Origin of the sequence: Kribbella sp. NPDC050124 (genome assembly GCF_044460355.1) — a bacterium.
Taxonomy (GTDB): Bacteria; Actinomycetota; Actinomycetes; order Propionibacteriales; family Kribbellaceae; genus Kribbella.
On sequence record NZ_JBITJU010000004.1, the window covers coordinates 286450 to 299177 of the forward strand.

At 67.6% G+C, this 12728-nt stretch carries 18 protein-coding genes and 1 pseudogene; all 19 read left to right on the plus strand.

What is annotated here, in order from left to right; translation table 11 throughout:
* Nucleotides 1–5 precede the first annotated feature (5 nt).
* Nucleotides 6–764 (plus strand): maleylpyruvate isomerase N-terminal domain-containing protein, encoded by a 759-nt coding sequence (locus ACIBL3_RS13650; protein WP_396353619.1) that lies wholly within the window; start codon nucleotides 6–8, stop codon nucleotides 762–764.
* Nucleotides 765–1041: 277 nt separating this feature from the next.
* Nucleotides 1042–1416: a 30S ribosomal protein S12 gene (gene rpsL, locus ACIBL3_RS13655; protein WP_012923692.1), complete on the plus strand. Its 375-nt coding sequence runs from the start codon at nucleotides 1042–1044 to the stop codon at nucleotides 1414–1416.
* Nucleotides 1416–1886, plus strand: a complete 471-nt coding sequence (gene rpsG / locus ACIBL3_RS13660; protein ID WP_360527719.1) for a 30S ribosomal protein S7 — start codon at nucleotides 1416–1418, stop codon at nucleotides 1884–1886. The genes rpsL and rpsG overlap by 1 nt, the downstream gene beginning before the upstream one ends.
* 122 nt (nucleotides 1887–2008) lie before the next feature.
* Nucleotides 2009–4069: an elongation factor G gene (fusA, locus tag ACIBL3_RS13665; protein ID WP_396353807.1), complete on the plus strand. Its 2061-nt coding sequence runs from the start codon at nucleotides 2009–2011 to the stop codon at nucleotides 4067–4069.
* A gap of 74 nt (nucleotides 4070–4143) precedes the next feature.
* A complete protein-coding gene (gene tuf / locus ACIBL3_RS13670) occupies nucleotides 4144–5337 on the plus strand; it encodes an elongation factor Tu (protein ID WP_360527725.1) in 1194 nt (397 codons plus the stop codon).
* Nucleotides 5338–5697: 360 nt separating this feature from the next.
* Nucleotides 5698–6006, plus strand: a complete 309-nt coding sequence (gene rpsJ / locus ACIBL3_RS13675; RefSeq protein WP_012923688.1) for a 30S ribosomal protein S10 — start codon at nucleotides 5698–5700, stop codon at nucleotides 6004–6006.
* A 16-nt stretch (nucleotides 6007–6022) separates the two neighbouring features.
* Nucleotides 6023–6679, plus strand: a complete 657-nt coding sequence (rplC, locus tag ACIBL3_RS13680; RefSeq protein ID WP_360527728.1) for a 50S ribosomal protein L3 — start codon at nucleotides 6023–6025, stop codon at nucleotides 6677–6679.
* The gene (gene rplD / locus ACIBL3_RS13685) at nucleotides 6676–7368 is read left to right on the plus strand and encodes a 50S ribosomal protein L4 (RefSeq protein WP_396353620.1); all 693 of its coding nucleotides are present in this window, start codon (nucleotides 6676–6678) and stop codon (nucleotides 7366–7368) included. The genes rplC and rplD overlap by 4 nt, the downstream gene beginning before the upstream one ends.
* Nucleotides 7365–7670 (plus strand): 50S ribosomal protein L23, encoded by a 306-nt coding sequence (gene rplW, locus ACIBL3_RS13690; protein WP_132147597.1) that lies wholly within the window; start codon nucleotides 7365–7367, stop codon nucleotides 7668–7670. Before rplD ends, rplW begins: the two co-directional genes overlap by 4 nt.
* Nucleotides 7670–8503 (plus strand): 50S ribosomal protein L2, encoded by an 834-nt coding sequence (gene rplB / locus ACIBL3_RS13695; protein WP_360527735.1) that lies wholly within the window; start codon nucleotides 7670–7672, stop codon nucleotides 8501–8503. The genes rplW and rplB overlap by 1 nt, the downstream gene beginning before the upstream one ends.
* Before the next feature lie 15 nt (nucleotides 8504–8518).
* On the plus strand, nucleotides 8519–8800 hold the full coding sequence (gene rpsS, locus ACIBL3_RS13700; protein ID WP_131361012.1) for a 30S ribosomal protein S19: 282 nt from the start codon (nucleotides 8519–8521) through the stop codon (nucleotides 8798–8800).
* Nucleotides 8801–8850: 50 nt separating this feature from the next.
* Nucleotides 8851–9339 (plus strand): annotated as a pseudogene (rplV, locus tag ACIBL3_RS13705) (50S ribosomal protein L22); the annotation flags it as partial.
* An 89-nt stretch (nucleotides 9340–9428) separates the two neighbouring features.
* Nucleotides 9429–10268, plus strand: coding sequence for a 30S ribosomal protein S3 (gene rpsC / locus ACIBL3_RS13710; RefSeq protein ID WP_396353621.1), 840 nt, complete (start codon nucleotides 9429–9431; stop codon nucleotides 10266–10268).
* A 3-nt stretch (nucleotides 10269–10271) separates the two neighbouring features.
* Nucleotides 10272–10691, plus strand: coding sequence for a 50S ribosomal protein L16 (rplP, locus tag ACIBL3_RS13715; protein ID WP_132216203.1), 420 nt, complete (start codon nucleotides 10272–10274; stop codon nucleotides 10689–10691).
* Nucleotides 10691–10990 (plus strand): 50S ribosomal protein L29, encoded by a 300-nt coding sequence (gene rpmC / locus ACIBL3_RS13720; protein ID WP_396353622.1) that lies wholly within the window; start codon nucleotides 10691–10693, stop codon nucleotides 10988–10990. The genes rplP and rpmC overlap by 1 nt, the downstream gene beginning before the upstream one ends.
* Entirely contained in the window at nucleotides 10987–11286 is a 300-nt protein-coding gene (gene rpsQ, locus ACIBL3_RS13725; RefSeq protein ID WP_360527744.1) for a 30S ribosomal protein S17, read from the plus strand. The genes rpmC and rpsQ overlap by 4 nt, the downstream gene beginning before the upstream one ends.
* Nucleotides 11287–11389: 103 nt before the next feature.
* Nucleotides 11390–11758, plus strand: a complete 369-nt coding sequence (rplN, locus tag ACIBL3_RS13730) for a 50S ribosomal protein L14 (RefSeq protein WP_012923677.1) — start codon at nucleotides 11390–11392, stop codon at nucleotides 11756–11758.
* A gap of 1 nt (nucleotide 11759) precedes the next feature.
* Nucleotides 11760–12146 (plus strand): 50S ribosomal protein L24, encoded by a 387-nt coding sequence (rplX, locus tag ACIBL3_RS13735; protein WP_360527747.1) that lies wholly within the window; start codon nucleotides 11760–11762, stop codon nucleotides 12144–12146.
* Nucleotides 12146–12727 (plus strand): 50S ribosomal protein L5, encoded by a 582-nt coding sequence (gene rplE, locus ACIBL3_RS13740; protein WP_396353623.1) that lies wholly within the window; start codon nucleotides 12146–12148, stop codon nucleotides 12725–12727. Before rplX ends, rplE begins: the two co-directional genes overlap by 1 nt.
* The last annotated feature ends 1 nt before the right edge of the window (nucleotide 12728 follow it).

Genomic DNA, 12728 nt, shown 5'->3' on the forward strand with positions numbered 1-12728 from the left:
GCCTGTTGTCCACGCCGATCGATCATCTGGCCGAGTTCGAGCGGACGGCCGCGGAGTTCGCGGCCGTCCTGGACACTGTCGACCCCGCCGCGGCGGTGCCCGGCTGCCCCGGCTGGACGCTGGCCGACCTGGCGTTGCACCTCGGTTCCGGCCAGCGCTGGGCCGCGTCCATCCTGCTGAGCGGCACCAGGCAGAAGGTTCCGGAGGTGCTCCGTACGACGGCCTCCTGGGCGGACTGGTATGCCGGCACGACCGCGGCACTGGCCGCCGCGATCCGGGCCGTCGACCCGGACGAGCCGTGCTGGAACTTCGCACCGGTCGAGCAGCGCGCTGGATTCTGGTCCCGCCGGCGCATGCATGAGACAGTCATCCACCTCGTGGACGCGGTCCAGGCCGGGGCTGCCCCGGACCAACGGGCGGCCAGTGGTCTTACCGCCGTACCTGCGGAGCTCGCGGCGGACGGGGTGGACGAGGTGTTCGGGGTGTTCCTGCCCCGGCTGCTGGCCCGGGGGTTCGAGCCGGCGGTCACCCGGCAGATCGGCATCCGGGCGACCGACACCGGTGACGAATGGACGCTCACCCCTGTGCCACAAGGCGATCGGCCGCAGGTCGAGCGCGCGAAAGCGACCGGCGAAGCGGTGCTCTCCGGCACTGCGGCCGAGCTCGACCTGTGTCTGTGGAAACGCTTGCCGGGCAGTGTTCTGACGGTCGAGGGAGACCCCGCGGTGGCAGCCGCTTTCCTGGCCGGAAAGGCCACTCCGTAGACCCTGTAGACTGGAGTAGCGGAAGGGCTTCGGTGCGGGGCGGTTACTCATTTTGACCGTGCTTGAGGCAGCCGCTAGTCTTAACGATCGTGCCCGGGTCATCCTGGGCCGTCATGCGTGCCCCTCGTCAACGGGTCTGCGCGCGTGGCACGGGACTCCTGCCGACAGTCTGGAAGATCAAGGCTTTCGGTGCGCCTGTGAACACGCGACACACCCGACCGCGGGGGTCAGGCGAACGCAGCAGAAGAAAGCCGGACGACAGAAAGAGACCTACGCGGTGCCCACCATTCAGCAGCTGGTCCGCAAGGGCCGCCAGGACAAGGTGTCCAAGAACAAGACGCCGGCCCTGAAGGGTTCCCCTCAGCGTCGCGGTGTGTGCACGCGCGTCTACACCACCACGCCGAAGAAGCCGAACTCGGCCCTTCGCAAGGTCGCGCGTGTCCGCCTGACCAGCGGCATCGAGGTCACCGCGTACATCCCCGGCGTCGGCCACAACCTGCAGGAGCACTCGATCGTGCTCGTGCGTGGCGGTCGTGTGAAGGACCTGCCGGGTGTCCGGTACAAGATCATCCGCGGTTCGCTCGACACCCAGGGTGTGAAGAACCGGAAGCAGGCCCGCAGCCGTTACGGCGCGAAGAAGGAGAAGAGCTAATGCCGCGCAAGGGTCCCGCCCCGAAGCGGCCGGTCATCATCGACCCGGTCTACAGTTCGCCGCTCGTCACCCAGTTGATCTCCAAGATCCTGGTCGACGGCAAGAAGCAGATCGCGCAGAGCATCGTCTACAGCGCGCTCGAGGGCACCCGCACGAAGACCGGCACCGACCCGGTCATCACGCTGAAGCGTGCGCTCGACAACGTGAAGCCGAGCATCGAGGTGAAGAGCCGCCGGGTCGGTGGCGCCACCTACCAGGTGCCGATCGAGGTCAAGCCGGGCCGCTCCACCACGCTGGCGCTGCGCTGGCTGACGACGTACTCCCGGGCCCGTCGCGAGAAGACGATGGCCGAGCGCCTGATGAACGAGATCCTGGACGCCTCCAACGGCCTGGGAGCCTCGGTCAAGCGCCGCGAGGACACGCACAAGATGGCCGAAGCCAACAAGGCTTTCGCCCACTACCGCTGGTGATCCGGGGTCCGATCCGGACCCCAGCGCTCACCCTTTTGACGCAGTACAGAATCGAGAGGTAGACCACCGAGGTGGCCGTACAAATCACCACCGACCTGGCCAAGGTCCGCAACATCGGGATCATGGCTCACATCGACGCCGGCAAGACGACGACGACCGAGCGGATCCTCTTCTACACCGGTATCACCTACAAGATCGGTGAGGTCCACGAGGGCGCCGCCACGATGGACTGGATGGAGCAGGAGCAGGAGCGCGGCATCACGATCACGTCCGCCGCGACGACCTGCACCTGGAAAGACCACACCATCAACATCATCGACACCCCGGGCCACGTCGACTTCACCGTCGAGGTGGAGCGCTCGCTGCGCGTGCTCGACGGCGCCGTCGCGGTCTTCGACGGTGTCGCCGGTGTGGAACCGCAGTCCGAGACCGTCTGGCGTCAGGCGGACCGGTACGGCGTGCCCCGGATCTGCTTCGTCAACAAGCTGGACCGGACCGGCGCGGAGTTCATGCGCTGCGTCGACATGATCAAGGACCGCCTCGCCGCGGTGCCGCTGGTCATGCAGCTGCCGATCGGCGCCGAGGCCGACTTCATCGGTGTCGTCGACCTGGTCGAGATGCGCGCGCTGACCTGGCGCGGCGAGACCAAGATCGGTGAGGACTACACGGTCGAGGAGATCCCGGCCACCCACACCGAGCTGGCCGCCGAGTGGCGCGACAAGCTGATCGAGACCGTCGCCGAGGCCGACGACGAGGTCATGGAGCTGTACCTGGAGGGCGAGGAGCCGACCAAGGAGCAGCTGAAGGCCGCCATCCGGCGCGCCACCCTGGCCAGCAAGCTGACCCCGGTCCTGACCGGCACCGCCTTCAAGAACAAGGGCGTCCAGCCGCTGCTCGACGCGGTCAACGACTACCTGCCGAGCCCGATCGACGTCCCGGCCATCGAGGGCCACGACGTCAAGGACGCCGAGCAGGTCGTGCTGCGCAAGCCGGACGACAGCGAGCCGTTCTCGGCGCTGGCGTTCAAGATCGCGGCGGACCCGCACCTGGGCAAGCTGACCTTCATCCGGGTGTACTCGGGCAAGCTCGAGACCGGCACCCAGGTGCTGAACCCGACCAAGGGCCGCAAGGAGCGGATCGGCAAGATCTACCGGATGCACGCGAACAAGCGTGAGGAGATCGCGTCGATCGGCGCCGGCCACATCGTCGCCGTGATGGGTCTGAAGGACACCACCACCGGCGAGACCCTGGCCGACCCGTCGAACCCGGTCGTGCTGGAGTCGATGCAGTTCCCGGCCCCGGTCATCTCGGTCGCCATCGAGCCCAAGTCGAAGGCCGACCAGGAGAAGCTGGGCGTCGCGATCCAGCGGCTCGCCGACGAGGACCCGACCTTCCAGGTCCGGACCGACGAGGACACCGGCCAGACCATCATCGCCGGCATGGGCGAGCTGCACCTCGAGGTACTGGTCGACCGGATGAAGCGCGAGTTCCGGGTCGAGGCGAACGTCGGCAAGCCGCAGGTCGCCTACCGCGAGACCATCACCAAGAAGGTCGAGAAGGTCGACTACACGCACAAGAAGCAGACCGGTGGTTCGGGTCAGTTCGGTCGCGTGATCATCGACATCGAGCCGACCTCCGTCGAGGCCGGTGGCGAGGGCGGCTACGAGTTCGTCAACGCCGTCACCGGTGGCCGGATCCCGCGGGAGTACATCCCGTCGGTGGACGAGGGCTGCCAGGAGGCGATGGAGTTCGGTGTCCTCGCGGGCTACCCGATGGTGGACGTCAAGGTCACGCTGCAGGACGGCGCGTACCACGACGTCGACTCCTCCGAGCTCGCGTTCAAGATCGCCGGCTCGATGGCGTTCAAGGATGCCGCCCGCAAGGCCGGGCCGGTCATCCTGGAACCGATGTTCGCCGTCGAGGTCACCACGCCCGAGGACTACATGGGCGACGTGATCGGCGACCTCAACTCCCGCCGTGGCCAGATCCAGTCGATGGACGAGGGCCCCGGTGGCAGCCGGGTCGTGAAGGCCCTGGTGCCGCTGTCGGAGATGTTCGGGTATGTCGGTGACCTGCGTTCCAAGACGCAGGGCCGCGCGTCCTACTCGATGCAGTTCGATTCCTACGCCGAGGTTCCGAAGAACGTGGCGGAAGAGATCATCAAGAAGGCCCGGGGCGAGTAGTCTCTCGCTCCTGACCACCACACCCCAAGCGCGTCGGCGTACGGCGTAGTCAACATTTATCTAGGAGGGCCCCAGTGGCGAAGGCGAAGTTCGAGCGGACTAAGCCGCACGTCAACATCGGCACCATCGGTCACATCGACCACGGTAAGACCACTCTTACCGCGGCGATCACCAAGGTGCTGCACGACAAGTACCCGAACCTCAACGAGGCGTCGGCCTTCGATCAGATCGACAAGGCGCCCGAAGAGCGTCAGCGCGGTATCACCATCTCGATCGCGCACGTCGAGTACCAGACCGAGGCCCGGCACTACGCCCACGTCGACTGCCCGGGTCACGCGGACTACATCAAGAACATGATCACCGGTGCGGCCCAGATGGACGGCGCGATCCTGGTCGTCGCCGCCACCGACGGCCCGATGCCGCAGACGCGTGAGCACGTGCTGCTCGCCCGCCAGGTCGGCGTGCCGGCCATGGTCGTGGCGCTGAACAAGTGCGACATGGTCGACGACGAGGAGATCCTGGAGCTCGTCGAGCTCGAGGTCCGCGAGCTGCTCTCGGAGCAGGAGTTCGACGGCGACAACGCGCCGATCGTCCGGGTCGCCGCTCACCCGGCGCTGCAGGGCGACGCCAAGTGGGGCGAGTCGATCGTCGAGCTGATGGACGCGGTCGACTCCTACATCCCGCAGCCGGAGCGCGAGGTCGACAAGCCGTTCCTGATGCCGGTGGAGGACGTCTTCACCATCACCGGTCGCGGCACGGTCATCACCGGCCGGATCGAGCGCGGTGTCGTCAAGATCAACGAGACCGTCGACATCGTCGGCATCCGTCCGGAGAAGCAGACCACCACGGTCACCGGCATCGAGATGTTCCGGAAGCTGCTGGACGAGGGCCAGGCCGGTGAGAACGTCGGTCTGCTGCTTCGTGGCACCAAGCGCGAGGACGTCGAGCGCGGCATGGTCGTCATCAAGCCGGGCACCACGACCCCGCACACCAACTTCGACGCGTCGGTCTACATCCTGTCGAAGGAGGAGGGCGGCCGTCACACGCCGTTCTTCCAGAACTACCGGCCCCAGTTCTACTTCCGCACCACGGACGTCACCGGCGTCGTCACGCTGCCCGAGGGCACCGAGATGGTCATGCCGGGCGACAACACCGACATGTCGGTCGAGCTGATCCAGCCGATCGCCATGGAAGAGGGTCTGAAGTTCGCGATCCGCGAAGGTGGCCGCACCGTCGGCGCCGGCCGGGTCACCAAGATCATCAAGTGATCTCACGAGGTCCGCGAGGGCTCGCACTCTGAGCCCCCGCGGACCTCTGCTTTGCGCCCGATCCGGCGCTCAGGTGGGCCGGATCAGGCGTAAAGCCACCCGATTGGCGTTCCGGCGCCGATCTCTGGCACAATATTCAGGTTGCTCAGGCGAGGCCGCCGGGGTGCGCCCCAGATCCATCGGGTCTGGCGGGTGCGCCGGACCGGAGACCATGCCGAGGTTCCGGTCCGAGACCGGGCCCCGATCTCCATCCCAGGTCGAAGAAGCGGTGAGTCACGCGCGCGCCGCGTCCGCGACACACCCGACCGCGGGGGTCGGAGCAACGTAGACGTTGACGATAGAGAAGGACGAAGCGAAGCGATGGCGGGACAGAAGATCCGCATCCGGCTGAAGGCCTACGACCACGAGGTCATCGACAGCTCGGCGCGCAAGATTGTCGACACGGTGACGCGTACTGGTGCGAAGGTTGCTGGCCCGGTGCCGTTGCCGACGGAAAAGAACGTGTTCTGCGTCATCCGCTCGCCGCACAAGTACAAGGACAGCCGCGAGCACTTCGAGATGCGCACCCACAAGCGGCTCATCGACATCATCGACCCCACGCCGAAGACCGTCGACTCGCTGATGCGGCTCGACCTGCCGGCCGGTGTCGACATCGAGATCAAGCTCTGAGGGACGCGAACAACCAATGAGCAAGCACAAGAACACGCGCGGTCTGCTGGGCACCAAGCTCGGCATGACCCAGACCTGGGACGAGAACAACCGCGTCGTCCCCGTCACCGTGATCCAGGCCGGCCCCTGCGTCGTCACCGAGGTTCGCACCTCGGACAGCCACGGCTACGACGGCGTCCAGATCGCCTTCGGCGACATCGACCCCCGCAAGGTGACCAGCCCCATGCGCGGCCACTTCGACAAGGCCGGCGTGACGCCGCGGCGCCACCTGCTGGAGCTGCGCACCGCCGACGCCAGCGAGTACACGCTGGGCCAGGAGATCAAGGCCGAGGCGTTCGAGGCCGGTGAGCTGGTCGACGTCTCCGCCACCAGCAAGGGCAAGGGCTTCGCCGGTGTGATGAAGCGGCACGGCTTCGGTGGTCTGCGCGCCACCCACGGTGTGCACAAGAAGCACCGCTCGCCGGGCTCCATCGGCGGCTGCGCCACCCCCGGCCGGGTCTTCAAGGGCCTGCGGATGGCCGGCCGGATGGGCAACGAGAAGGTCACCACGCAGAACGTGTCGGTGCACGCGATCGACGCCGACCGCGGCCTGATCCTGCTGAAGGGCGCCGTCCCCGGCCCCAAGGGCGGCCTGGTGCTGATCCGCAACGCCGCGAAGGGAGCTGCCAAGTGAGCACCGTCGACGTCGTCGTCGTGAAGGGCGACAAGGTCAGCAAGAAGGGCTCCGCCGAGCTTCCGGCCGAGCTGTTCGACGTCCAGGTCAACATCCCGCTGATCCACCAGGTCGTGGTGGCCCAGCTGGCCGCGGCCCGCCAGGGCACGCACAAGGCCAAGACCCGTGGTGAGGTCTCCGGTGGCGGCGCGAAGCCGTACCGGCAGAAGGGCACCGGTCGCGCCCGCCAGGGCTCGACCCGCGCGCCGCAGTTCACCGGCGGTGGCGTGGTCCACGGCCCGGTGCCGCGTGACTACAGCCAGCGGACCCCGAAGAAGATGATCGCCGCCGCGCTCCGCGGTGCGCTCTCGGACCGGGCCCGTGACGGCCGCGTGCACGTGGTCGAGCAGTTCGTGGACGGCGACAAGCCGTCGACGAAGTCCGCGCTGAAGGTGCTGTCCGAGGTCACCGACCCCGGTAAGGCGCTGGTCGTGGTCGAGCGCGCCGACGAGCTCACCTGGCTGAGCCTGCGCAACGTGCAGCACGTGCACCTGATCGCCGCCGACCAGCTGAACGCGTACGACGTGCTGGTCAGTGACGCGGTCGTGTTCACCAAGGGTGCGCTGGACGCGTTCGTCGCCGGCGCCCCGAAGGGCAAGTCCGTGAAGGCTGTCGCGACGTCGACCGAAGCCGAGGAGGTAGAAGCATGAGCCACGGAGTCAACAAGGACCCGCGGGACGTGCTGCTGCGGCCGGTCGTGAGCGAGAAGAGCTACGGCCTGCTGGACGAGCAGAAGTACACGTTCGAGGTCGACCCGAACGCCAACAAGACCGAGATCAAGCTCGCGGTCGAGAAGGTCTTCAAGGTCAAGGTCAGCGACGTCAACACCATCAACCGCAAGGGCAAGCGCCGCCGGACCCGGTCCGGCTGGGGCAAGCGCCCGGACACCAAGCGGGCGATCGTGACCCTCAAGGGTGACGACCGCATCGACATCTTCGGAGGCCAGTCGTAATGGGAATCCGCAAGTACAAGCCGACGACGCCGGGCCGCCGTGGCTCGAGCGTGGCCGACTTCGTCGAGCTCACCCGTTCGACCCCCGAGAAGTCGCTGCTGCGTCCGCTGCCGAAGAAGGGCGGCCGGAACAACTCCGGCAAGATCACCACCCGGCACCAGGGCGGCGGTCACAAGCGGGCGTACCGGCTGATCGACTTCAAGCGGTACGACAAGGACGGCGTCCCGGCGAAGGTTGCCGAGATCGAGTACGACCCGAACCGCACCGCGCGGATCGCGCTGCTGCACTACGTCGACGGCGAGAAGCGCTACATCCTCGCCCCGTCGAACCTGAAGCAGGGCACGATCGTCGAGAACGGCCCGGCCGCCGACATCAAGATCGGCAACAACCTGCCGCTGCGCAACATCCCGGTCGGTTCCACGGTGCACGCCGTCGAGCTGCGCCCGGGCGGCGGCGCCAAGATGGGCCGCTCGGCCGGCGCCAGCATCCAGCTGGTCGCGAAGGAAGGCCGGATGGCCACCCTGCGGATGCCGTCCGGCGAGGTCCGGATGGTCGACGTGCGGTGCCGCGCCACCCTCGGTGAGGTCGGCAACGGCGAGCAGTCGAACATCAACTGGGGCAAGGCCGGCCGGATGCGCTGGAAGGGCAAGCGCCCGACCGTCCGCGGTGTCGCGATGAACCCGGTCGACCACCCGCACGGTGGTGGTGAGGGCAAGACCTCGGGTGGTCGCCACCCGGTGTCCCCGTGGGGCAAGCCCGAGGGGCGCACCCGCACCCGCAAGGAAAGCGACCGCATGATCGTCCGGCGCCGCAAGGCCGGCAAGAAGCGCTGATAGGGAGCCGGCCAGATGCCACGCAGCCTCAAGAAGGGCCCGTTCGTCGACCACCACCTGATGAAGAAGGTGGAGGTGCAGAACGAGAAGGGCACCAAGAACGTCATCAAGACCTGGTCCCGCCGATCGATGATCGTGCCGGACATGATCGGCCACACGCTGGCGGTGCACGACGGCCGCAAGCACGTGCCCGTGTTCGTGACGGACGCGATGGTCGGGCACAAGCTCGGCGAGTTCGCGCCGACCCGGACGTTCAAGGGTCACGAGAAGGACGACCGGAAGTCACGGCGTCGCTGACCCCTGGTCAGTGACGAAGCGAAAGCAACCTACGGAGAGATTCGAACATCATGAGCGTTCAAGAGCGTAGGGCGATCAGCGCCCGTCGCGAGAGCCTGCTGGGCGACGAGCCCGGGGCCTTCGCGGTCGCGCGCTTCGTCCGCGTGACGCCGATGAAGGCGCGCCGCGTGGTCGACCTGGTGCGCGGTCTGGGCGTCGACGACGCACTCGCCACTCTGAAGTTCGCCCCGCAGGCCGCTGCCGCGACCGTGTACAAGGTCGTCGACAGCGCCGCGGCGAACGCCGAGGGCACCGAGCACCTGAGCCGGGCCGACCTGGTCGTGGCGAAGGCCTTCGTGGACGAGGGTCCGACGCTGAAGCGTCACCGCCCGCGGGCCCAGGGCCGCGCCACCCGGATCGACAAGCGGACCAGCCACATCACCGTTGTGGTGGCCCCGCGGGTCGAGGAGGAGCCGGTCGAGAAGGCCCCCGCCAAGAAGTCGGCCAAGAAGGCCGACACGGCCAAGAAGGCTCCGGCCAAGAAGGCCGCGGCCGACAAGGCCGAGGCCGCGGAGAAGCCGGCCAAGAAGGCGACCGCCAAGAAGTCGGCCGCCAAGAAGGCCACCGCTGAGAAGAAGGAGTCCTGACTGTGGGACAGAAGGTAAACCCGCACGGGTTCCGTCTCGGCATCAGCACCGACCACAAGAGCCGCTGGTACGCCGACAAGCTCTACAAGGACTACGTGGGCGAGGACGTCAAGATCCGCCGCCTGCTGAGCAAGGGCATGGAGCGCGCCGGCATCTCCCGCGTGGAGATCGAGCGCACCCGTGACCGGGTCCGCGTGGACATCCACACCGCCCGTCCGGGCATCGTCATCGGTCGCCGTGGCGCCGAGGCGGACCGGATCCGGGGCAGCCTGGAGGAGCTCACCGGCAAGCAGGTGCAGCTGAACATCCTCGAGGTGAAGAACTCCGAGGTCGACGCCCAGCTGGTCGCGCAGGGCGTGGCCGAGCAGCTGTCCGGCCGCGTGGCGTTCCGCCGCGCGATGCGCAAGGCGATGCAGACCACCATGCGTGGCGGCGCCCTGGGCATCCGGATCCAGTGCTCCGGCCGCCTCGGTGGCGCGGAGATGTCGCGGTCGGAGTTCTACCGTGAGGGCCGGGTGCCGCTGCACACGCTCCGCGCGGACATCGACTACGGCTTCTACGAGGCCCGCACGACCTTCGGCCGGATCGGCGTGAAGGTCTGGATCTACAAGGGTGACGTCGCCGGCTCCCGGGCCGAGCGCGAGGCGCAGGCCGCGGCCCGGGCCGCCACTCAGCAGCGCCGTCCGGCCCGTCGCGACGACCGTGGCGGTCGTGGTGGCGAGCGCGGTGGCCGCGGTGGCGACCGTCGGGACGACCGTCGGGGACAGCGCGACGAGGCCCCCCGGGCCGAGGCGCCGGCTGCTGCCGACAAGCCCGCCGAGACGACCGGAACGGAGAGCTGACCGATGCTCATCCCCCGCAAGGTCAAGCACCGCAAGCAGCACCACCCGAAGCGCTCCGGCGCTGCTAAGGGTGGCACCACGCTGGCCTTCGGTGACTTCGGCATCCAGGCGCTGGAGAGCCACTACGTCACCAACCGGCAGATCGAGTCCGCGCGTATCGCGATGACCCGGCACATCAAGCGTGGCGGAAAGGTGTGGATCAACATCTACCCCGACCGCCCGCTGACCAAGAAGCCGGCCGAGACCCGGATGGGTTCCGGTAAGGGTTCGCCGGAGTGGTGGATCGCCAACGTGAAGGCCGGTCGCGTGATGTTCGAACTGTCCGGTGTTCCGGAGGATATCGCTCGCGAGGCGATGCGCCGCGCGATTCACAAGTTGCCGATGAAGTGCCGCTTCATCACCCGAGAGGCAGGTGAGAACTGATGGCTACCCTGACCGCCGCCGAGCTGCGGAACCTGGGCCGGGACGAGCTGCTGACGAAGCTCGGTGAAGCCAAGGAGGAGCTGTTCAACCTCCGGTTCCAGGCTGCCACGGGTCAGCTGGAGTCCCACGGCCGGCTGCGCGCCGTCCGCAAGGACATCGCCCGCATCTACACGGTGCTGACCGAGCGCGCGCTCGGCATCACCGAGGACGTCGACTCCGCCCCGGCGGCCGAGACCGAGGTCGAGGCTGACGCCGAGGCCGACGCGGACGACAGCGAGAAGGCCGGGAGCAAGGCATGACCGAGAACGCGAAGGACGAGACCGTGAGCACGACCACCACCGAGGCGCGAGGCCGCCGGAAGACCCGCGAGGGCCTGGTGCTGAGCGACAAGATGGACAAGACCGTCGTGGTCCAGGTCGAGGACCGGGTCAAGCACCACCTCTACGGCAAGGTCATCCGCCGCACCAGCAAGCTGAAGGCGCATGACGAGCAGAACGCCGCCGGCATCGGCGACCGCGTCCTGCTGATGGAGACCCGGCCGCTGTCGGCGACCAAGCGCTGGCGCGTCGTCGAGGTCCTCGAGAAGGCCAAGTAGTTCCCGGCCCGGCGCCCCGGCGCCGACCGGCAACCAATCGAAATCATTCGTTCCGCAAGGCTCACGGACGTGAGAACCAGCGAGACAACCAGGAGATCAACAGATGATCCAGCAGGAGTCGCGACTGAAGGTCGCCGACAACACGGGTGCCAAGGAGATCCTTTGCATCCGCGTGCTCGGTGGCTCCGGTCGGCGCTACGCCGGTGTCGGTGACACGATCGTCGCCACCGTCAAGGACGCGATCCCGGGCGGTGGTGTGAAGAAGGGTGACGTCGTCAAGGCGGTCGTCGTGCGGACCGTGAAGGAGCGCCGGCGTCCGGACGGCTCCTACATCCGCTTCGACGAGAACGCCGCCGTCATCCTGAAGGCCGACGGCGAGCCCCGCGGTACCCGCATCTTCGGGCCGGTCGGCCGGGAACTGCGCGAGAAGCGCTTCATGAAGATCATCTCGCTCGCTCCGGAGGTGCTCTGAGATGGCGCAGAAGAAGCTGCACGTGAAGAAGGGTGATCTCGTCCGCGTGATCGCCGGCAAGTCCAAGGGCCTCGAGGGCAAGATCATCCAGGTCTTCCCCGACGACGAGAGCATCATCGTCGAGGGCGTCAACCGGGTGAAGAAGCACACCAAGGTGCAGCAGGCCCAGCGCGGCGGCACCACCGGTGGCATCGTCACCCAGGAGGCCCCGATCCACGTGTCCAACGTGGCGCTGCTGGTCGAGGTCGAGAAGGACGGCAAGAAGCAGAAGGTGACCACCCGCGTCGGCTACAACCGCGTCGAGGTGCAGAAGCGCCGTCCCGACGGTTCGACGTACACCGGTTTCCGGAGCGTCCGGATCGCGCGGCGTACCGGCGAGGAGATCTGATGAGTGCAACAGCTACCGAGACTGCGACGAACAGGGTCCAGCCGCGGCTGAAGACGAAGTACCGCGAGGAGATCGTCGGCAAGCTGCAGGACGAGTTCCAGTTCGAGAACGTCATGCAGGTGCCCGGCCTCACCAAGATCGTGGTGAACATGGGCGTCGGCGAGGCGGCTCGCGACTCGAAGCTGATCGACGGCGCGGTGAAGGACCTGGCCGCGATCACCGGTCAGAAGCCGCAGGTCACCAAGGCCCGCAAGTCGATCGCGCAGTTCAAGCTGCGCGAGGGGATGCCGATCGGCGCCCACGTGACGCTGCGCGGCGACCGGATGTGGGAGTTCCTGGACCGGCTGCTGGCGCTCGCGCTGCCGCGGATCCGTGACTTCCGCGGTCTGTCCGCGAAGCAGTTCGACGGCACCGGGAACTACACCTTCGGCCTGACCGAGCAGGTGATGTTCCACGAGATCAACCAGGACCGCATCGACCGGGTCCGCGGTATGGACATCACCGTGGTGACCACCGCGAAGAACGACGACGAGGGCCGGGCGCTGCTGCGCGCGCTGGGCTTCCCGTTCAAGGAGAACTGAC

Coding starts and splice junctions, on each gene's coding strand:
- rpsG (WP_360527719.1), top strand. CDS start 1,416: ATGCCGCGCAAGGGTCCCGCCCCGAAGCGGCCGGTCATCATCGACCCG.
- fusA (WP_396353807.1), top strand. CDS start 2,009: ATGGCTCACATCGACGCCGGCAAGACGACGACGACCGAGCGGATCCTC.
- rpsJ (WP_012923688.1), top strand. CDS start 5,698: ATGGCGGGACAGAAGATCCGCATCCGGCTGAAGGCCTACGACCACGAG.
- rplC (WP_360527728.1), top strand. CDS start 6,023: ATGAGCAAGCACAAGAACACGCGCGGTCTGCTGGGCACCAAGCTCGGC.
- rplW (WP_132147597.1), top strand. CDS start 7,365: ATGAGCCACGGAGTCAACAAGGACCCGCGGGACGTGCTGCTGCGGCCG.
- rplB (WP_360527735.1), top strand. CDS start 7,670: ATGGGAATCCGCAAGTACAAGCCGACGACGCCGGGCCGCCGTGGCTCG.
- rpsS (WP_131361012.1), top strand. CDS start 8,519: ATGCCACGCAGCCTCAAGAAGGGCCCGTTCGTCGACCACCACCTGATG.
- rplP (WP_132216203.1), top strand. CDS start 10,272: ATGCTCATCCCCCGCAAGGTCAAGCACCGCAAGCAGCACCACCCGAAG.
- rpmC (WP_396353622.1), top strand. CDS start 10,691: ATGGCTACCCTGACCGCCGCCGAGCTGCGGAACCTGGGCCGGGACGAG.
- rpsQ (WP_360527744.1), top strand. CDS start 10,987: ATGACCGAGAACGCGAAGGACGAGACCGTGAGCACGACCACCACCGAG.
- rplN (WP_012923677.1), top strand. CDS start 11,390: ATGATCCAGCAGGAGTCGCGACTGAAGGTCGCCGACAACACGGGTGCC.
- rplX (WP_360527747.1), top strand. CDS start 11,760: ATGGCGCAGAAGAAGCTGCACGTGAAGAAGGGTGATCTCGTCCGCGTG.
- rplE (WP_396353623.1), top strand. CDS start 12,146: ATGAGTGCAACAGCTACCGAGACTGCGACGAACAGGGTCCAGCCGCGG.